Source organism: Variovorax sp. OK605 (assembly GCF_900115445.1).
GTDB lineage: Bacteria > Pseudomonadota > Gammaproteobacteria > Burkholderiales > Burkholderiaceae_C > Variovorax.
On record NZ_FOWL01000011.1, the window covers coordinates 106,190 to 124,533 of the forward strand.

Consider the following 18,344-nt stretch of genomic DNA (forward strand, 5'->3'; position numbering starts at 1 on the left):
TCAGTGCCTTGCCGCAGCGGCGTTCACGGGCGCACCGCGGTGCAGCGCCACCATGCGCGCCACCTTGTCGAGCCAGGCGCGCACTTCTTCCAGCGCGTCCAGCGCCTCGTCCCAGGTGGTTTCGACGAAGCGCATGCGGCTGCCGATGGGCGCCTGGCCGAGCCGCCACATGTCGGCCTCGATCACGGTGCCGAACTTCGGGTAGCCGCCCGAAGGCTGCGCGTCGCGCATCTGGATGATCGGCTGCCCGCTGTGCGGTACCTGGATCACGCCGGGCACGATGCCGTGCGAGCGCAGCTCCATCGGCGCGAGCGGCCGCAGCGCCTCGCCGTCGAGCCGGTAGCCGTAGCGGTCGCTCTGCGGGGTGATCTTCCATTCGCCGGCCCAGAAGGCCTCGCGCGAGGCCGGCTCGAAGGCCAGGTACTCGGCCGCGGGCAGCACGCGCACGGCCGCCACGCCGTCGCGCTGCAGCGGCAGCGCGAGCACGGGCGGCACCAGGCCGAAGCCGGTGCGGCAGGGCTGGCCCGGGGCGACGGCGCGAAGCACGTCGCCGCGGCGCAGCGCCCGCCCCTCGTGGCCGCCGAAGGCGCCGCGCAACTGGGTGCTGCGCGAGCCCAGCACCTCGGGCACGTCGATGCCGCCGGCCACGCACAGCACGGCGCGGCTGCCGCGGTGCGCACCGCCTTGCGGCAAGCCCAGCGTGAGCACCTGGCCGGCCCGCGCCTGGTGCACCCACCAGGGCAGCAGCGGCTGGTCGTCGAGCCGCGATGCGCAGTCGGCGCCCGTGAGCGCGAAGGCGCAGTCTTCGGCGAAGCGAAGCCTGAACGGGAACACCGGCACCTCGATGCCCGCCGCGCCCAGCGCGTTGCCCAGCAGCAGGTTGCCGGCGGCCAGCGCCAGGTTGTCCATGGCGCCCGAGGTGCCCACGCCCCAGCGCAGGCTGCCGGTGCGCCCCAGGTCCTGTACGGTGGCCAGCGCCGCCGACGAGAGTATTTCGATCATCGGACGATGCCCTCCACGCGAAAACGAATGAGGTCGCCCGGCTGCAGCATCGCGGGCGGGTCTTGCGCCGGGTCGAAGAACACCATCGAGGTGCTGCCGATGGTGTTCCAGCCGCTGGGCCCGGCGGAGGCCGACACACCGGTCTGCGCGCCGCCGATCGACACCGCGCCGCCCGGGATGCTCAGCACCGGCACCTTGCGCCGCGGCGTGGCAATGCGCGGGTCCATGCCGCCCAGGTAGCAGTAGCCGGGGTGGCTGCCCAGCGCGTACACCGGGTAGAGCGGCGCGCTGTGCAGCTCGACGATGGCCTCCACGCTCAGGCCCGTGTGCGCCACCACGTCGGCCATGTGCGGGCCGCCCTCGCCGCCGTAGACCACGGGCAGCTCGACCACGCGGCCCTCGCGCGGCAGGGCGGTGGCGGCGCGCCATGCGTCGCACAGGCGCATGCGCAGGGCGTCGAGCTGGCGCGGCGCGCGCGTGAAGGTGAGCATCAGGTTGTTCATGCCGGGCACGGCCTCGCGCACTTCGGGCCAGCTCTCGGCCTCGTGCGCCAGCGCCCAGATGCGCTGCTGCGACGGCAGGCTCATGTCGCCGGGCGCCTCGAACAGCAGCGCGGTGGTGCCCAGCAGGCTGGTGGAAGGATCGCCGGACAGCGAGGTCAACGGGCAGGTCAACGGCGAAGTCAACGGCGAGGTGGAAGGTGTCTGTGCGCTCACGCCGCGCTCCTTTGCTGCAGCCAGCGTTCGAGGTGATGGATGTCGACGCCGCCGGCCGCGAAGCCCTCGTCGCGCAGCAGCGCGCGGTGCAGCGCCACGTTGGTGGCAATGCCCTCCACGCGGGTCTCGGCCAGCGCCAGGCGCATGCGGTCGAGCGCGTCGGCGCGGCTATCGCCGTGCACGATGAGCTTGGCGATCATCGAGTCGTAGTACGGCGGCACGCGGTAGCCCGTGCCCGCATGCGAGTCGACGCGCACGCCGAAGCCGCCGGGCACCTGCCAGCCGGTGATGCGGCCCGGCGCGGGTGCGAAGGTGCCGGGGTCCTCGGCGTTGATACGGCACTCGATGGCGTGGCCCTGGCAGCGCACATCGGCCTGCGCGAACGACAGGCGCTCGCCGCGCGCCATGCGCAGCTGCTGCTGCACGATGTCGATGCCGGCGGTCATCTCGGTCACCGGGTGCTCCACCTGCAGGCGCGTGTTCATCTCGATGAAATAGAAGGCGCCCTTCTCGTACAGAAACTCGAAGGTGCCCACGCCGCAGTAGCCGATCTGCCGGCATGCGGCGGCGCAGCGCTCGCCCACCTCGGCCATCAGCGCCTCGTCGATGCCGGGCGCCGGCGCCTCCTCGATCACCTTCTGGTGGCGCCGCTGCAGCGAACAGTCGCGGCTGCCCAGCCACACGGCATGGCCGTGGCTGTCGGCCAGCACCTGGATCTCGACATGGCGCGGGTGCAGCAGGAACTTCTCGATGTAGACCTCGGGGTTGCCGAAGGCCTGGCGCGCTTCCTCGCGCGTGAGGGCCATGGCGTCGAGCAGCGCGGCTTCCTCGTGCACCACGCGCATGCCGCGCCCGCCGCCGCCGCCCGCGGCCTTCACGATCACCGGGTAGCCGATGCCGCGGGCCAGCGCAAGCACGGCGGCCGGGTCGGCGGGCAGCGGCTCGTCGGGCCCGGGCACGCAGGGCACGCCGGCCTTGCGCATCGCGCGCTTGGCCGACACCTTGTCGCCCATGGTGCGGATGCAGGCGGCGCTGGGGCCGATGAAGACGAGGCCGGCCTCCTCGCAGCGCGCGGCAAAGCCCGCGTTCTCCGACAGGAAGCCGTAGCCGGGGTGGACCGCCTGCGCCCCGCTCACCTCGGCGGCGAACAGCACGGCGGACTGGTTCAGGTAGCTCAGGCCCGGCGCGGCCGGCCCGATGCACAGCGCCTGGTCGGCCTGCGCGACGTACACGGCGTCGCGGTCGGCCTCGGAGTGCACGACCACGGTGCGCAGGCCGAGGCCGCGGCAGGCGCGCTGGATGCGCAGGGCGATCTCGCCGCGGTTGGCAATGAGCACGGTGTCGAACATGGCGCGGCCCTTCTCATTCGAAGCGGAACAGGGGCTGCCCTGCTTCCACTTCCTGGCCCGAGTGCGCGAGCACCTGCCGCACGGTGCCCGCGTGGTCGGCGCGGACTTCGTTGAACATCTTCATGGCCTCGATCACGCACAGCAGCTGGCCGGCCTCGACGGCCTGGCCCGGCTGCACGAAGGGCGGCTCGCCCGGTGCGGGCTGCAGGTGCACCACGCCGTGCAGCGGGGCGAGGCAGTCGGCGCTGGCGGCCATCGGTGCCGCTGCCTCTTCGATGGCTCCGGGCAGCGCCTTGCGTACAGCGGACGGCTGCCGCACGGCGGGCGCGGCGGGCGCGGCCCCGAGCGCCGACAGCTTCACCAGCCGCAAGCTGCTGCCGTTCTCGCTGAACTCCAGTTCCGCCAGGTCCGATGCGGCCAAAGCGTCGATGAGCGTCTTGATCTGTTCCTGCTTCATGCCGGGCTGTAGGTGGCCGACGCGCTCCGCGAACGCGTGACGGCATGCATGAAAGGTAGCGGGCCAAGGGCACAAAGCCCAAGACGGATTGGCTGTGCCGGGATAAGGGCGGCTTATGACGCCGCGCCAATGCCCTGCTGGCGCCCCGCCAAGGCGCCCTACGACAGCGCGGTCAGCTCGGGTTCGGGCGTCGACGCCACGGTGCCGGCCAGGTCGACCACGAGCTCGAGCAGGATGTCCTTCACGGCCTGCGCGGGCTCCGACAGCGGCAGGTGGTCGGACTGGCACAGCGCCAGCGGCGCCTCGATGACCGGGTCGACGATGGGGAATTGCCAGGCCCCGCAGCTCGCGACCACCTCGCGCGCCATCGACGCGGGCAGGATGGTGGCGCCCAGCCCGTCGGCAATGGCGGCCGTCAGCGTGAAGGCGGATTCGATCTCGGCCACCACGCGCGGCACCATGCCCGCGCGCACGAAGGCCGAATCGACCAGCTTGCGCACCACGTTGTACGGCCGTGGCAGCAGGAGCTCGATGTCGCGCAGGTCGGTCAGCTTCACGGGCTGCGAAGGCGCCGGCATGGACGCCGGGCCGACCAGGAACAGCGGCTCCTTGAGCAGCGGCAGGAACGTGAGGCCGTGAATGGCCTTGTCGCCGTACAGCACGGCCAGGTCCATGCGGCCGTTCATGATGAGCTCGCTCAGCGTGGTGCCGTAGTTCTCGTTCAGGTACAGCAGGATGCCCGGGTGCCGCGCGCGCACGGTGCGCAGCAGCGGCAACGACAGCGCCGACGCGGCCGTGCCCGGCGCAAGGCCCACCGACACCTGGCCCGAGAGCCCTTCGCCGGCGGCCTCCATGTCGACACGGGCCTGCTCGCACTGGCGCAGGATGATCTGCGCGTGGCGGTAAAGCACCTTGCCGGCTTCGGTGGGCGTCACGCCGCGCTTGGTGCGCACCAGCAATTGCTGGCGCACCTCGCCCTCGAGCGTGGCCAGTTGCTGGCTGAGCGCGGGCTGTGCAATGAAAAGGACTTCGGCGGCCTGCGTGAGGCTGCCGATGTCCACGATCTTCACGAAATATTTGAGGCGTCGCAGGTTCACGCCTTGTCCCCAAGCAAAACCCAAGCCTAGCACCGCGCCTGCGCAGCCGGTATCGGGGCTCACCATAAGCTGCGCCTATACGACCAGTGCAAAACCGTCTTGGCCTCGCCGGTTCGATGTGCGTACCGTTCGGTCCATGCCATCTCCAGACCAGGAAGCCATGTGACCACGTCCCGCATTGCCGCCCGCGTGCGGCGCATCAAGTCCTCGCCCAGCACCTCGGCCGCCGACCGCGCCAACGAACTGCGCAGGCAGGGCAAGTCGATCGTCAACCTCGTGGTGGGCGAGCCCGACTTCGACACGCCGCCCCACATCCGCCAGGCCGCGGCCGCCGCCATCGAGCGCGGTGCCACGCGCTACACGCTGATGGCCGGCACGGTGGAGCTGCGCGAAGCCATCGTCGCCAAGCTCGAGCGCGAGAACGGCCTGCGCTACGCAATGAACGAGATCATTGCCACCAGCGGCGCGAAGAGCGCGATCTACAACGCCTTCGCGATCACGCTGGAGCCGGGCGACGAGGTGATCATTCCCGCGCCGTACTGGGTGTCGTACCCCGACATGGTGCTGGCCTGCGAAGGCACGCCCGTCACCGTGGCCTGCCCCGAGTCGCACGGCTTCAAGCTGACGCCCGCGCAACTCGAGGCGGCCATCACGCCGCGCACGCGCTGGCTGCTGCTGAACTCGCCAAGCAACCCGACCGGCGCGAGCTACACCGCGGCCGAGTACCGCGCGCTGGCCGAGGTGCTGGAGCGCCACGCGCACGTGATGGTGATGACCGACGAGATCTACGAGCACATCCGCTTCGACGGCGAAGCCACGCCGCACATCCTCGCGGTGGCACCCGGCCTGCGCGAGCGCACGTTGCTGGTGAACGGCGTCTCCAAGACCTATGCCATGACGGGCTGGCGCATCGGCTATGCGGCCGGGCCGGTGGACCTCATCAAGGCACTCGACACGCTGCTGTCGCAGTCCACCGGCAACTGCTGCTCGGTGAGCCAGGCGGCCGCGGCGGCGGCGCTGAACGGCGACCAGGGCTTCGTGGCCGAGAGCGTGGCCGTGTACAAGCAGCGGCGCGACCGCACGCTGGCGCTCGTCAACGGCATTGCGGGCCTGAGCTGCGCCACGCCGCCGGGCGCGTTCTACCTGTACGTCAACTGCGGCGGCCTCATCGGCAAGACCACGCCCGAAGGCAAGCACCTGGCGCAAGACGGCGACGTGGTGATGTACCTGCTCGAAAGCGAAGGCGTGGCCCTGGTGGCAGGCACCGCGTACGGGCTGTCGCCCTACTTCCGTCTTTCCATTGCCACGTCGATCGAGACGCTGGAAGAAGGCTGCAAGCGCATCGCGCGCGCCGTGGCCGCATTGCGCTGAACGCGCACCACCCGATTCGCAAGGACGACCCCATGCCCTACAAAGCCATTCGCAAGAACCCGTCGGCCCCGCAGGTGGCGGCCGAGATCATCGCCGCGCTGCACGACATTCCGGTGGCCGCGCTCAGCGACAACATGCACCGCAACATCGGCAGCGTGGGCCTGCAGCCCTACCACCGACCCGGCCCCAGGACCATGGCGGGCACGGCCGTGACCGTGAAGACGCGCGGCGGCGACAACTTCACGATGATGCGGGCCTTCGAGTTCTGCCGGCCCGGCGACGTGCTGGTGATCGACGCGGGCGGCGACGTGACCAACGCGGTGATCGGCGGCATCCTGTCGTTCTATGCCGCGACCATCGGCACCGTGGGCGTGGTGCTCGACGGCGCCATCCGCGACGTGGCCGAGATCCGCGCGCGCGACTACCCGGTGTATGCGCGCGGCGTGAACCACCGCGGTCCGTACAAGGACGGCCCCGGCGAGATCAACGTGCCGGTGTCGGTGGGCGGCATGGTGGTGAACCCGGGCGACATCGTCGTGGGCGACCAGGACGGGCTGATGGCGTTCCCGCGCGACGAGGCCGAGCTGCTGATCGAGAAGGCCCGCGCGCATCTGGAGACGGAGGCCCGGACCATCCAGGCGATGAAGGAAGGACGCTGGGACCGGTCGTTCCTGGATGCGCTGGAGGCGCGCTGCGCCAACTGACGCCATCTCGTTCGCGCGAACGCGTGGGCTCGGCCCGCTGCGTGGACGCTTGCATGGCGGGCACAAGCAGCCAAGTACCCTGGGCGCTCTAGTGCCAAAGACAAGGTGCGCCATCGAAAAACAAGGCCTACACTGGGTTTCGAACGGTGCGTCGAGGCCCCGTGCGGCATCGCCCTTGTCCGGCAGCCCCTGCGCTCGGATCGCATGCCCGCTCAGCCCTGACCCGTCCGCACATCGCCTTGCGCATTGACCACGCCGTCGTGCGGACTCGAAAGGGGCCGAACGGCGTATAGGTGCTCCCGGCGCTCCTGCATAGGCTCTGCAGCTCGCCTCACGCCAAGGCAGGCCAGGCCAGTTTCAAAGGAGCGAAGTTGAAAACGGACACACGACAGCGCAAGGACCCCGAAGCACGGGAACGCTCACTCGTGCAGCGGCTCGTGCTGGTGCCGGTCGCGCTTGCGCTGGTGGCGCTGGTCTACGGTGCCTGTGTCTACAACCGGAACGCCGACGAGGCGAAACTGCAGCAAGGCCAGCAGCACGACCCCGCTGAGGCGCAAGCCCGCAGATAGCGCCTCGGCAAGACCGGCGTGCGGGCGCTGCATCTCTTCCCGCGGCAGTTGCCGCCGCCGAACAAGAGTCAGGCGCCCGTCAGGCGCCCGGGGAAACCAGATCGCGCCGCAAGGTCCAGAGGCAGGCGGCCAGCCGCAGCAGCTGTTCCACTTCCCTGTCGTACAGCTCGCTCGCGGGATCCTGTGCGCCGATGAGCCCGGCGATGTAGTCGAATGCATCGCCCGGCGTCATTCCCAGGCCGTTGCGCGCCATGTCGATCGACGTGGCCATGACCTCTGTCTTGTTCATCGTCCAATCATGTCTTCAGCCATGCGGTACTCGCACGTTCTTTACATTGCCCAGTGGGGTTTGGCCGACAGCGCGCTTCAAGGAAGGCTTCGCAAAGGCGTTGCGGACACGGCCCCTTCAGACCTTCGCGACGCCCTCGTCCACCGTGTCGGTGACGGCGAAGAGCGTGAGGAAACCGCTCATCTCGAACACTTCGCGCACCATGTCGCGCAGCCCCACCAGGGCCAGCTTGCCCTGCGCCGCGCGCAGCTTCTTGCCGGCCAGCAGGATCACGCGCAGGCCGGCCGAGCTGACGTAGTCCAGCGCGGAGAAGTCGAACACCAGGCGCTTGAGGCCGGCGGTGAATTGCTCGAGCAGCATCCGCTCGAGTTCGGGGGCGCTGCTGCTGTCGAGACGGCCGGCAAGACGCACCACGAGCACGTCGCCACGGGTTTCCTGTTCGATGTTCATGGGTGAGAGTCCGAGGAAGCGGTGAAAGAAGTCGTCCGGCCGGCGGCCAGGCGAGCGATTGTAGGTGGGCGTCGCGATTGACCGGGCCCGGCGCGACCTCCAGAATCGGCGGCCTTTTCGCCTTCGCAGACTTTTGTTTTTTCTTCCGCCGCCACGCCATGACCGTCCAGATCCGCTCCTTTGTTCCCGCCGACCATGCTGAGGCCTTTGCGCTGTGGCAACGTACCGAGGGCATGGGCCTGAACGAATCGGACGAGGCGCAGGCGGTGGAGGTGTTCCTGGCGCGCAACCCCGGCTTCAGCGCGGTGGCGCGCACGCCCGAGGGCCGCATGATCGGCTCGGTGCTGTGCGGCCACGACGGCCGGCGCGGCGCGCTGCACCACCTGTCGGTGGACCGCGAATGGCGCGGCGGCGGCATCGGCCGCCAGCTGGTCGATCACTGCCTCGAGCGGCTGGCCGCCGCCGGCATCGTGAAGTGCAACATCTTCGTGCTGCGCGAGAACGAGTCCGGCACCGCGTTCTGGCTGCGCCAGGGCTGGTACGAGACGCCCTGGCTCAACCTGCAGAAGAAGCTGGTTGGCGACTGAAGGAAGCGGCACGGGCGCGTGGATGGGGAAGCGGCACGGTCGCGCGCATGGCCCATCGTGGCCCATCACTTCGCGCCCGGCGCGCCGGCATCGGCCTGCGCGGTCTTCGGCACGTTGATCACCTCGGCCACGTTGAGCAGCAGCATCGGCGGATAGAGGCCGAGCGACTGCACGGTGCGCATGTTCACCAGCAGCGAGAAACGCTGCAGCGTCGACGCCGGCACCTCGGCCGCGGGCTTCTTCTCGACCAGCACCTGCATGGCCTTCCAGGCCGCGAAGCGCCCGACGTTGGCGCCGTTGGAGAACAGGCCGAACATGCAACCCGACTGGCGCACCACGCTCTCGGTGGCGCAGAAGGTCGGCAGGTGCGCGTCGATGGCCGCCTGCGTCACCACGTCGCGGTGCGTGAAGGCCAGGAAGGTGCTCGGGCCGATGTAGAGAAAGTCCGCGCCGCGCTTGGCCAGGTCGGCAATCAGCGGCTGCAGCGGCGCCGGGTCGGGCGCGCCGGTGGGCAGCAGCGGCACGGTGGCGTCGACGATCTCGAAGCCCTGGATGCGCGCGAGTTCGCCGAGCTGCTCGCGGATCTGGCGCGAGTTGGGCTCCGCCGGGTTGTGCAGGTAGCCCAGCCGCTTGAACGGCCGGTACGCGCGGATCGCGTTGAGCTGCACCGTGAGCGGTGCGACGTGGCCCACGCCCGTGACGTTGCGACCTGGTTTTTCCAGCGACGGCAGCAGCCCGGCGCCGACCGCGTCGGTGACCGAGGTGAAGACGATCGGCGTGTCGCGGATCGCGTCGTCGCCCTTCGCGTCGAAGCGCCCCGCCAAGGACAGCGCGGTGGGCGTGCCCCACACGTAGATCAGGTCGGCCTTGGCGTCGCGCACCTGGCGGCGCAAGGCGGCAGCGTCTTCGGGGCGTTCGCTGGCACGGATCGGCACGTAGCGCACCTGCAGGCCGTTGCGCTGCAGGTAGGCCTTGAAGCCGGTCTCGATGCTCTGCTCGTCGCGCGGGATCACCATGGCGATGGTGACCGGCCCGGCCGCGCCTTTCGCGGCGGCTGCGGCGGCTGAAGCGGCGCCGGGCGTGGCGGCCGGCTGCGCCGCCGCCGTGAGTGCCAGGCCGGCCAGCACCGGCGGCAGCAAGCCGCACGCGAGGGTGCGCACGGCTCGGCGCGCGATGGTCATCGGGGTGTCATGTCGGGACACGGCAGTGCCTCCCAGCGAAGAAAAGGGTCGAACGGATCGGACAGGGAAAGAACGCGGCAAAGAGCGTGTCATGCGGCCGCTCCCGGCACCGTCGCGCGCGTGGCCACCGGCCGCAGGCCGAACCACACGGCCGCGCCGGCCAGCGCCACCGCCAGCCCGACCACGCTGAGCGCGCCCGCCAGGCCCGCCCAGAGAATGGCCAGCGCGGTCACGAACGGCGCGGCCACGCTGCCCAGCCGCTCGATCAGCCGGTAGGCGGCAATCGCCTGCTCCGGCGTCGCGAGCCGCTGCTGCGGCGGCTTCTTCTCGAAGACCTCGGTGACCATGGCGATCTGTGACGGCGACTGCGTGGCCTGCCCCGCGCCCAGCAGCGCGCAGCAGGCGGCCATGCCCCACAGGCCGCCGAGCAGCGGCACCGCGAGGCAGGCGGCGCCGGCGATCACGCAGCCGGCCACGATGAAGCGCCGGCGCTCGCCGGCCGCGTCGGACCAGTGCGCCATGAGCGACGCCGTCATCGCGTAGCAAAGGAAGTACAGCAGCAGCACCCGCCCCGCCACCGCGGGCGGCTGGCCGATGTCGTGCATGTACAGCGGCACGACGATCGACAGCACCATCACCGCCACCAGCCGCGCCGGCACGGCGGAGCCGAGGATGATGGTCATGGCGCGCGGCTCGCGCAGCACCGCCGCGTAGCCGCGCCAGCCGCCGCGCGCGGCGGCCGAGCCCGCGGCCGGCGGGTTGACCGCCACCGTCGGCAGGCGCAGCCGCAGCAGCGCGGCAAAGGCCAGCAGCATGGCCAGCGCGCACGCCACCATGCCGAAGGAGTCGCCCACGCGGCCGGCGATCATGCCGCCGAACGGCGGCCCGACGATGCCGGCGGCCACGATGGCCGTGGCCACCTCGGTCAGCCCGCGCGCGCGCTGCGCCTGCGGCGTGAAGCGCACCACGGCGGTCTGCGCCAGGATCAGCGCCAGGCCGTAGGCCGCGCCGCCGATGGCGCGCAGCAGCACCAGCAGCGAGGCCTCGTGCACCCAGGCCGACGCCGCGAGCGCGCCGGCACCGGCGATGGCCGCGAGCATCAGGCTCAGGCGGATGTCGAAGCGCCGCGCGATCCACGGCCCCATCGGCTGCGCGGCGGCGAAGGTGGCCATGAAGGCCGCCACCGGAATGCCGGCCAGCATCTCGGGCGACCAGCCGCTGCCGGGCCCGGCCATCTCGCTGGCCAGCACCGTGAAGAAGGGCCGCAGCAACTCTTCGGACAGCGCGACCAGGAACACCGCGAGGCGCAGGCGCGTCATCTGCACGCCCCAGTCGGCGGCGGCTGGCGAGACGGTCGCTGCCGTGCCCGTGGCCACGTCCGATGCCGAGGTCCAGCCCAGCAGCGCGCGCGCACGCTGCGCCGCTGCGGCCGCGGTGCCTTCCGCGCCGGAGCCGGCTTCGTGCCCGCGGCGGCGGCGCACGCGCGCCGCGAAACGCTGCCAGCCGCGCGCGGCGCGGTACTCCATCAGCGGATGCAGCAGCGAACGGCGCCACAGGCCGCGCGTGAGTTCGCGCATCAGCACGGCGGAAATCACCAGCGCCAGGAACAGGTCGACCAGCATCGCGCCCAGCGTGCGGTCCACGTAGTCGGCGGGGTAGCTCACGACCATGCGGGCGTCGGTGCCGGCCAGCGCCCGGGTGCGCTCCAGCACGCCGCCGGCATCGCTTGCCGCCGTGCCGCTGCCGGTGCCACCGGCCTGCGCCACCTTCTGCCCGCTCGCGTCGCGCAGCGACAGCCCCGACAGTTCGGGCGCCGCCGCGAGTTGTTCGGTGAACAGCGCATCGACACCATTGAGCGCGTTCAACGGCACGCCGTACTGCACCGCGCGTTCGATGCGCGCGGCCATCGCGGCCAGCACGGCGTCGGCATTGGCTTCGATCTGCGTGGTGACGAAGGGCCGCGCGGCTTCGCGCGCAATGCCCACCAATGCGAGCGGCGCGGCGAGCACGCCGGCCAGCAGCAGCACCAGCGCCCAGCGCGGCACGCCGCGCTCGCGCGTGGATGAAGACGCCGCCGAAGACAGCGACGGCTGCAGCATGCGCACCGTCTGCCAGCCCCACAGGTAGAGCACCGCCCAGATGACGGCGAGCGACACCAGCACCAGCGGCAGCGCGCGCAGCACCACGGTCAGGCCCGCGTCGCGCGCCTGGCGCCGCAGCGCGGTGGGATCGAACACGGCCCACACCGTGGCGGCCGGCACGCCCGCCGGGTCGAGCAGCACGGTGCCGCCCAGCACATGCGTGGGCGTGGTGCGCTCGGCCACCGGCGCCTCGCGCGCTTCCTTGCCGGGCGCCACGGGCGCGGACGCATCGGCCAGCAGGCGCGCGTCCCAGCGCGGGGCCACCGCGTCCTTCAGCGCGGCGTCGCCGTAGCGCGCCACCACCTGGCCGTCGGTGGAGGCCACGCGCGCCATGCGCAGCGAAGGCTCGCGCTGCGCGAGGCGCGCCATCTGCGCTTCCAGAAAACCGAGATCGCCCACCGTGAGGCCCAGGCGCATCGCGTTCTCGCCGTCCTCGGCGAGCTGGCGAACCATGCGGTCGGTGCGGTCCTGCGTGAGCGTGACGAGCACCTGCTCCACGCGCCACGCGATCAGCAGCAGCGACAGGCCGAACAGCAGCAGGCTGAAGAGGCTGGCGAACAGCAGCGACTGGCGCCGCAGGCGGCGGCGCGCGGCCTCGGCGTCGCTCGCGGCGGGATGTGGGGTGGAAAGGGTCGTATCGCTCATCGGCGCGGCAACAGGGGCGGGAAGGTCAGGTAGGTCAGTTAGGGGCGGCAACCCGGCAGCTCGAACAGGGCATTTGAGAAACTATTGCTGACATTAGTAACATAAAATCATTATTTCCAACAGCAGCCGGCAGCCGGCTTTTCAGGAGTTCCTGTTGTCCCCGTCGCTCTTGTCGTCGTCGTTCGCGACCCTGCCGGATGTGCCGAATGCGCAGGCCCGCCACGCATCGATGCTGCGTGCCCGGCTGCTCAACGAGGCCGACGCCGACGACATCGCCATGCTGCGCGACGAGGTGCTGGGCGGCCTCTCCCACCCCGACTGCTACATCCGCGAGGACGACGAGGCCGCGTTCCTGCGCGCCCACCGCGCGCCCTGCGGCGAAACCGTCGGCATGTTCGACGGCAAGCGGCTGGTGGCCTACGCGATGATCGGCCTGCCCGCGCACGACGACCCCGCCAACCTCGCCCACGCCCTGGGCCTGCCGCTGCCCTTGCGCGGCGCGCTGGCGCACCTGGCGAGCTGCATGGTGCATCCCGACTGGCGCGGGCTGGGCCTGCAGCGCACGCTGCTGGGCACGCGCCTGGCGCTGGCGCGTTCCCACGGGCGCCACCTGTGCGCCGCCGTGGTCTCGCTGCACAACCACACGAGCCGCCACAACATGCTGCGGCGCGGCCTTCATCTGGCGGCGCTCGCGCAGATCGACGGCGTGCAGCGCCAGATCGCACTGATCGACCTCGACCACGGCCTGCACGTGGACACGGGCGACGAGCGCCTCATCGACAGCAACGACGCTGCAGCGCAGCGCAGCGCCTTCGCCGAAGGCTACGTTGCGCTCGGCGAGGTGCGCGAGGCCGCGCGCGTGCGGCTGCGCTTCCTGCGCCGGCTCGACGTTCAATTCAGCCCCCTGTAGGTCAGCGACACCACGGTGATGTCGTCCGACTGGGCGGCGCCGTTCTCGAATGCGTGCACCGCGCGCACCACCGCCTGCGGCAGGTCGGCGCCGGCGGCATGCGCCTCGGCCAGCAGCGAGCGCAGCGCCTGCTCGCCCATCAGCACGCCTTCGCGGTTGGTGGCCTCGGTCACGCCGTCGGTGTAGAGCAGCAGCGTCTCGCCCGGCGCGAGCACGGTGTTGCCCTCGGTGAAGTCCTGCCCCTCGAGCACGGCCAGCGCCATGTTCTGGCCGCGCGGAAAGTACTCGACCTGGCCGCCGTGCAAACGCAGCGGCGGGTTGTGGCCGGCGTTGACGTAGCTGAAGCCGCCGCTGGGCAGGTGCAGCACGCCCAGGAACACGGTGACGAACATCATCTGGTCGTTGTCGGCGCACAGCTGCTCGTTGAGCGCGGCAATGGTCGCGCCCGGCGTGCGCATGAACAGGGCGTTGCTCTTGAGCAGCGTGCGCGAGATGGCCATGAAGAAGGCCGCCGGCACGCCCTTGCCCGACACGTCGGCCACCACCACCGCGAGGTGCTCGTCGTCGACCATGAAGTAGTCGTAGAAGTCGCCGCCGACCTCCTTGGCCGGGATCATGGTGGCGCGCACGTCCACGCTGGCCGCGTCGGGCCGCAGCCGCGGCAGGATCGACAGCTGCATCTGGCGCGCGATCTCCAGCTCCTGCTGCAGGCTCGCGAACATGGCCTGCGTTTCCATCGCGGCCTGCAGGTCGCGCAGCAGCTTGAGCAGCTGGTTCTGCTGGTCGGTCACGAGCCCCGACATGCGGCCCAGGATGCTCGCCAGGTCGGCGAGCTGGTTGCCCGCGTCGGTGGCCGTGCCGGTGCCATTGGCCGCATCGGCGCCACCCTGCGCCTCGCCCAGCGCGGCGATGATTTCCTCGCGCGAGCCGGGCTCCAGGCTGTCGGCCAGCGTGCGCAGCTGGTCGCGAATGAGCCGCTCCTGCTGGCGGCGCGTGCGAATGCGCTCGTCGCGCAAGGTCTGCAGGTTCAGCAGTTCGGCGCGGATGGCGCCGATGCCGCGTGCCATGTCGCCGGCTTCGCCTTCGGCCTCGTCCTCGCCTTCGTCGAGCGCGGCGTCGGTCTTGCCGGCGGCCAGCGACTGCAGCACGCCCACGGCGCGGCCCAGCGGCTCGGTCACATGGCGCAGCCACAGCAGCAGGCCCGCGGCCAGCAGCACGGCGAAGAACGCGAGCCCGGTCGTCAAGGCGATGTCGGCGCGGCGCTCGGCGCGCACGCTGTCAGCGGCATCGCGCAGCCAGACCAGCACCGCGGTCTCGCGGCCATCGAGGTTGGGCAGCGGCAGGCTCACCACCTGCAGGTCGCCGTCGCCGTCGCGCTGCACGAAGGCCGTGCGGCTGCGCACCGGCACCACGATGCCGTGCTGGCGCAGCAGCCCCGCGCGGGTGGCGGCCACTTCGTGGCCCCGCATGTTGACCAGCGCCACGTCGCCGCCCAGGCTGGCCGCCAGCGGCCCCAGGCGGCCTTCGACGGCAATGCCGACCGCCACCGCGCCGCCGGGGAAGCCGCGAATGGCGACCCATGCGTAGCGCATGGCGTCGATCTGGCTCAGGCCGCGCAATGCGTCGGCACGGTCCGCGCCTTCGGCCGCGTCGGCAGTGTCCTTGCCCGTTGCTTCGGCCGCCGCGGCAAACCAGCCGCTGCGCCCGAGCGGCGCCGGGTCGAGCCCGGTGGCGGTGGTGGCCACCAGCGCGCCGCGCGCGTCCAGCACGTCGACGCGCATGCCCTTCGCCTGCGCCTCCATGTCGAGCCGCATGCCGGCGGCTTCGCGGTCGCGGCCTTGCACCGCCGCGCGCAGCGCCGGGTCGGCGGCCAGCCGCTTCGCGGCGGCGTCGGCCTGCGCCACCGCCTCGGTCTGCGCGCGTTCCCACGCGATGGTCTGCGCCTGCATCAGCAGCGCGTCGTAGCGCGCCTGCTGGCGGCCGTCGCGCATCCACGTGGCCACGCCGAAGATGCCGCACAGCATCAGCAGGCCGGCCAGCACGACGAGCCCGATCCTGTCCTTAAGTGCCATCGCCGGCCGCCTTTCCGGAAGGAACGGCGCGCGGCCGCGCCTCCGATTTCGCCTGCACCACCGGCCGGTCCGCGGCCGGCGCGAATTCGCGCAGCAGCTCGACACCGAGCGGCTGCGCGGCAATGAGCGCGCCCACGGCCAGTGCGCCGGTGGCCGAGGCCAGCGCCGCAACCCATGCGCGCGACACGGGCCATGCGCCGCGCATGCCGCCGTTGCGCAACGCCGCGCCCAGCGCCCATGCGAGCAGCGGCACCGCCGTGAATTGAAGGCCGGTCGCGAGCCAGTCGGTCATCGAGCGCGCCGCCACGATCGGCACGCTGGGTCCGACCGGGGCCGCGCCGCCCAGAACGCCGGCGGCACTCAGCAGCGCGAGCGCACCGCCGGCCGCGCCGACGGCGATGCCGAGCACGGCCACGGCGCGCGTGGCACGCACACCGCGTGCACCGCGTGCACCACTCGGTCTCGACAGGCCGGCCAGCAAGCCGGCCGCCGCGAGCATGCCCGCGCCGACCAGGCCCACCAGGTCATCCGCCCCTTCCGCCGCCACCCCGCCGGTGGCGCAGGCCAGCAGGCCGGCCGCCGTCAGGCCGACGCCGAACGCGACCACGCCAGTACGGGCGGTGGTCTGTTGCGCCCCCGCCGGACCCGAGCGCGTGCGCGTGCGCCACGGGCTGCGCGCCGCGTTCCAGCGCCACACGCAGGCCACCGCGAGCAATGCGGGAAACATCGGCGCGAGCGGCAGCCAGCCGCTGTTGTCTTGCGCCACCATCAAGGCCAGGCCGGCCAGCGCGGGCCCCAGGCCCAGCAGCCCGAGCACCGCGCCCACCTTCGCGGCCCACGGGCGGCGCGCCAGCGGCAGCAGGTCGGGGCGCTGGCGCGCGGTGCGCTGCATCGCGGACGCCGCGGCGCCCGCCGCGCCCATCGCCAGCCCGGCGCCCAGGGCCACCAGCAGATCGCCATGCCAGCCGTTCAGCGCCTGGAACCACGGCGCGAGCGTGAGCAGCACGCCGGCCGCGCTCAGCACGAGCACCGCCGGCACATGGCTGCGGCGCGCCAGCAGCCAGCCCGGCACCACGGCCAGCGACCCGGCGGCCCAGGCGAATGCAACGAAGCTGCCCGGCGCGCGGGCCGCGGCGCACAGCGTGAGCGCGGCGCCGGCCGCGCAACCCAGCATGGCGAGCGACCAGCCGGCCTCCGCGTCGGCGGCAACCACGCGGCGCAATGCGGGCGCGGCATCCACCGACTCGACGAAGCGGCCGTCGCCCTCGGCTTCGGCCAGCAGGCGGTCGAGCCATTCGCGCCGCGCCGGATGCGGCTCGGTGCGGCGCAGCGAACTCACCACGCGACGCGCGCGCACCAGCGTTTCGTGCGCGGCGCGCACCGCGCGTGCCAGCTGCTGCACGCGCAGGTCGAAGCCGCGGCGGTGCAGCGTGGTCGTCAGGCGGTCGTAGCGGGCCGCGCCGATGTCGCGCGACGCAGCGCGCACCGCGTGGTCGCGCAACCTGCGCGAGGTTTCGAAGGCCGCCAGCGCGGCCAGCCACGACAGCAGCGCGAAGAAGGCACAACCGAGCGTGAGCGGCAGCACCAGCGAGCGCATGAATTCGAGCAGGTCGGGGCTGCGCACCACCAGCCGCACCGTGCCCACGCCGCCGGCCAATGGCGCGTCGGCCGCGACCTCGGGCAGGGCGAACAGCGGCAGGCGGGCCTTGAGCAGTTGGCTGTCGCGCGCCGCGCCCTGCCACAGCGTGCGGCCGGCCGCGTCGTGCACGGCGATCGATTGCACGTCCGGATACGCCGCCAGGCGCTGCTGCAGCAGCTCGGGCACGCCGACCAGTTGATCCAAAGGAATGCCGAGCGACAGCGCGCGGTCGACGCGTTGCGCCAGCACCTGCGCCATGAGCCGCGCGCGCACCGCATCGCCCGCCGCGCGCGTGTCGGCCAGCACGGTGTACGTGCGCGCCGACAGCAGCACCGCCAGCACCCAGAGCAGCACGAAGGCGATCAGCCCGAGCCGCGCCGGCAGGCCGGCGGGGCCGCGCAGCCTGGCGACCGCGGGGAACAGCGCGGCGGCCTTCATTCGGCCACCTCGTGCTCGTCGATCTGCCCGAGGCAGGCTTCCAGCCGCTGGCGCGTGGCCTGCGCGGCGGCCAGGCTGTGCGCGACGGGTGCGTTTTCGGGTTGCGTGCGGCGCAGCGCACGGCGTGCCAGCCCGAGACCGGCCAGCAGCGTGGCCAGCGTGACGAGTGCCAGGAAGCCCCACGAACGCAGGCTGGGCCACGGCGTGGATTCGGTGCGGTAGGCGCTCACGACGTAGCCGACCGGCTCGCCGAAGGGCCCGCGCAACCCGCTGCCGATCAGCGGCTCGCCCGCCACCTCGGCGTTCCAGATGTGGCGCACGCCGCCGCCGCGCCGCGCCTCGGCCCACACGGAAGCCGCGAGCGGTTCGCCGACCGCGCCGCGGTCGGTGCTGAAGAGCGTGACGCCGTCGGTGCCGGCGATGTCGATGGAGCGCAGCTCGCGGTCGCGCTCCAGCGCGTTGTCGATCAGGCCCTGCGCCTGCGGATGGCCGACCAGGTCGAGCCCCAGGGCCAGGTCGCCCTCGAGCGCTTCCTTGAGCTCCATCACCGTCAGCGCGAGGCGCTGCTGCTGCAGGTCCTGCGCCTGCTGGCGCTCGAGGATCCACAGCGAGCCGGCGAGCCAGGCGATGCCCAGCACCAGGAACAAGGCCCACAGCCCGGCGGCTTCCCACAGGCCGGCCGCGCTCTTGCCGCGCGTGGCGTCGTTCGCTCCCCCGGACAATGGTT

At 72.1% G+C, this 18,344-nt stretch carries 17 protein-coding genes; 5 read left to right on the forward strand and 12 right to left on the reverse strand.

Going from position 1 to position 18,344, the window contains the following annotated elements; translation table 11 throughout:
- From BM013_RS26790 to nac, 5 genes are all read right to left on the reverse strand, one after another.
- Window positions 1-1,002 (reverse strand): 5-oxoprolinase subunit C family protein, encoded by a 1,002-nt coding sequence (locus BM013_RS26790; protein WP_093130712.1) that lies wholly within the window; start codon window positions 1,000-1,002, stop codon window positions 1-3.
- Entirely contained in the window at window positions 999-1,664 is a 666-nt protein-coding gene (gene pxpB, locus BM013_RS26795; protein WP_371280993.1) for a 5-oxoprolinase subunit PxpB, read from the reverse strand. Before pxpB ends, BM013_RS26790 begins: the two co-directional genes overlap by 4 nt.
- A gap of 50 nt (window positions 1,665-1,714) precedes the next feature.
- Entirely contained in the window at window positions 1,715-3,067 is a 1,353-nt protein-coding gene (gene accC / locus BM013_RS26800) for an acetyl-CoA carboxylase biotin carboxylase subunit (RefSeq protein ID WP_093130714.1), read from the reverse strand.
- Between the two features lie 13 nt (window positions 3,068-3,080).
- A complete protein-coding gene (locus tag BM013_RS26805; RefSeq protein ID WP_093130716.1) occupies window positions 3,081-3,524 on the reverse strand; it encodes an acetyl-CoA carboxylase biotin carboxyl carrier protein in 444 nt (147 codons plus the stop codon).
- Window positions 3,525-3,682: 158 nt separating this feature from the next.
- Window positions 3,683-4,621: a nitrogen assimilation transcriptional regulator NAC gene (gene nac, locus BM013_RS26810; protein WP_177206593.1), complete on the reverse strand. Its 939-nt coding sequence runs from the start codon at window positions 4,619-4,621 to the stop codon at window positions 3,683-3,685.
- Window positions 4,622-4,783: 162 nt separating this feature from the next.
- Between nac and BM013_RS26815 the strand changes: the two genes are divergently transcribed.
- From BM013_RS26815 to BM013_RS40650, 3 genes are all read left to right on the forward strand, one after another.
- Window positions 4,784-5,992, forward strand: coding sequence for an aspartate transaminase (locus BM013_RS26815; RefSeq protein WP_093130720.1), 1,209 nt, complete (start codon window positions 4,784-4,786; stop codon window positions 5,990-5,992).
- 32 nt (window positions 5,993-6,024) lie between these two features.
- Window positions 6,025-6,696 (forward strand): RraA family protein, encoded by a 672-nt coding sequence (locus tag BM013_RS26820; RefSeq protein ID WP_093130722.1) that lies wholly within the window; start codon window positions 6,025-6,027, stop codon window positions 6,694-6,696.
- A 371-nt stretch (window positions 6,697-7,067) separates the two neighbouring features.
- Window positions 7,068-7,265 carry a hypothetical protein gene (locus BM013_RS40650; protein WP_143098348.1) on the forward strand — a complete coding sequence of 66 codons (198 nt, stop codon included), beginning with the start codon at window positions 7,068-7,070 and terminating at the stop codon, window positions 7,263-7,265.
- 79 nt (window positions 7,266-7,344) lie between these two features.
- Here BM013_RS40650 and BM013_RS26825 read toward each other — a convergent pair whose 3' ends face one another.
- Both BM013_RS26825 and BM013_RS26830 read right to left on the reverse strand, forming a co-directional pair.
- Window positions 7,345-7,554, reverse strand: a complete 210-nt coding sequence (locus BM013_RS26825; protein WP_093130724.1) for a hypothetical protein — start codon at window positions 7,552-7,554, stop codon at window positions 7,345-7,347.
- Window positions 7,555-7,671: 117 nt separating this feature from the next.
- A complete protein-coding gene (locus BM013_RS26830; protein WP_093130726.1) occupies window positions 7,672-8,004 on the reverse strand; it encodes an STAS domain-containing protein in 333 nt (110 codons plus the stop codon).
- A 158-nt stretch (window positions 8,005-8,162) separates the two neighbouring features.
- Here BM013_RS26830 and BM013_RS26835 point away from each other — a divergent pair, with 158 nt between their 5' ends.
- Window positions 8,163-8,591, forward strand: coding sequence for a GNAT family N-acetyltransferase (locus tag BM013_RS26835; RefSeq protein ID WP_093131037.1), 429 nt, complete (start codon window positions 8,163-8,165; stop codon window positions 8,589-8,591).
- Window positions 8,592-8,656: 65 nt separating this feature from the next.
- Here the strand turns inward: BM013_RS26835 and BM013_RS26840 are convergent, their stop codons facing one another.
- Window positions 8,657-9,772: an ABC transporter substrate-binding protein gene (locus BM013_RS26840; protein ID WP_177225574.1), complete on the reverse strand. Its 1,116-nt coding sequence runs from the start codon at window positions 9,770-9,772 to the stop codon at window positions 8,657-8,659.
- A gap of 89 nt (window positions 9,773-9,861) precedes the next feature.
- Window positions 9,862-12,558, reverse strand: coding sequence for an MFS transporter (locus BM013_RS26845; RefSeq protein ID WP_093130730.1), 2,697 nt, complete (start codon window positions 12,556-12,558; stop codon window positions 9,862-9,864).
- 154 nt (window positions 12,559-12,712) lie between these two features.
- Between BM013_RS26845 and BM013_RS26850 the strand changes: the two genes are divergently transcribed.
- Window positions 12,713-13,468 carry a GNAT family N-acetyltransferase gene (locus BM013_RS26850; RefSeq protein WP_143098350.1) on the forward strand — a complete coding sequence of 252 codons (756 nt, stop codon included), beginning with the start codon at window positions 12,713-12,715 and terminating at the stop codon, window positions 13,466-13,468.
- On the opposite strand, the gene BM013_RS26855 is transcribed toward BM013_RS26850, so the two are convergent.
- From BM013_RS26855 to BM013_RS26865, 3 genes are read right to left on the reverse strand one after another with little or no spacing between them, the layout of a single operon-like run.
- A complete protein-coding gene (locus BM013_RS26855; protein ID WP_143098351.1) occupies window positions 13,450-15,540 on the reverse strand; it encodes a PP2C family protein-serine/threonine phosphatase in 2,091 nt (696 codons plus the stop codon). The genes BM013_RS26850 and BM013_RS26855 overlap by 19 nt on opposite strands.
- Window positions 15,530-17,617, reverse strand: a complete 2,088-nt coding sequence (locus BM013_RS26860; protein ID WP_093130736.1) for a hypothetical protein — start codon at window positions 17,615-17,617, stop codon at window positions 15,530-15,532. Before BM013_RS26860 ends, BM013_RS26855 begins: the two co-directional genes overlap by 11 nt.
- Window positions 17,614-18,339 carry a hypothetical protein gene (locus BM013_RS26865; RefSeq protein ID WP_093130738.1) on the reverse strand — a complete coding sequence of 242 codons (726 nt, stop codon included), beginning with the start codon at window positions 18,337-18,339 and terminating at the stop codon, window positions 17,614-17,616. Before BM013_RS26865 ends, BM013_RS26860 begins: the two co-directional genes overlap by 4 nt.
- Window positions 18,340-18,344: the final 5 nt, after the last annotated feature.

Bases quoted from the DNA above. Each gene is read 5' to 3' on its own strand.
- BM013_RS26790 (WP_093130712.1), bottom strand. From the start codon at position 1,002: ATGATCGAAATACTCTCGTCGGCGGCGCTGGCCACCGTACAGGACCTG.
- accC (WP_093130714.1), bottom strand. From the start codon at position 3,067: ATGTTCGACACCGTGCTCATTGCCAACCGCGGCGAGATCGCCCTGCGC.
- BM013_RS26805 (WP_093130716.1), bottom strand. From the start codon at position 3,524: ATGAAGCAGGAACAGATCAAGACGCTCATCGACGCTTTGGCCGCATCG.
- BM013_RS26820 (WP_093130722.1), top strand. From the start codon at position 6,025: ATGCCCTACAAAGCCATTCGCAAGAACCCGTCGGCCCCGCAGGTGGCG.
- BM013_RS26825 (WP_093130724.1), bottom strand. From the start codon at position 7,554: ATGAACAAGACAGAGGTCATGGCCACGTCGATCGACATGGCGCGCAAC.
- BM013_RS26830 (WP_093130726.1), bottom strand. From the start codon at position 8,004: ATGAACATCGAACAGGAAACCCGTGGCGACGTGCTCGTGGTGCGTCTT.
- BM013_RS26835 (WP_093131037.1), top strand. From the start codon at position 8,163: ATGACCGTCCAGATCCGCTCCTTTGTTCCCGCCGACCATGCTGAGGCC.
- BM013_RS26840 (WP_177225574.1), bottom strand. From the start codon at position 9,772: ATGACCATCGCGCGCCGAGCCGTGCGCACCCTCGCGTGCGGCTTGCTG.
- BM013_RS26845 (WP_093130730.1), bottom strand. From the start codon at position 12,558: ATGAGCGATACGACCCTTTCCACCCCACATCCCGCCGCGAGCGACGCC.
- BM013_RS26855 (WP_143098351.1), bottom strand. From the start codon at position 15,540: ATGGCACTTAAGGACAGGATCGGGCTCGTCGTGCTGGCCGGCCTGCTG.
- BM013_RS26860 (WP_093130736.1), bottom strand. From the start codon at position 17,617: ATGAAGGCCGCCGCGCTGTTCCCCGCGGTCGCCAGGCTGCGCGGCCCC.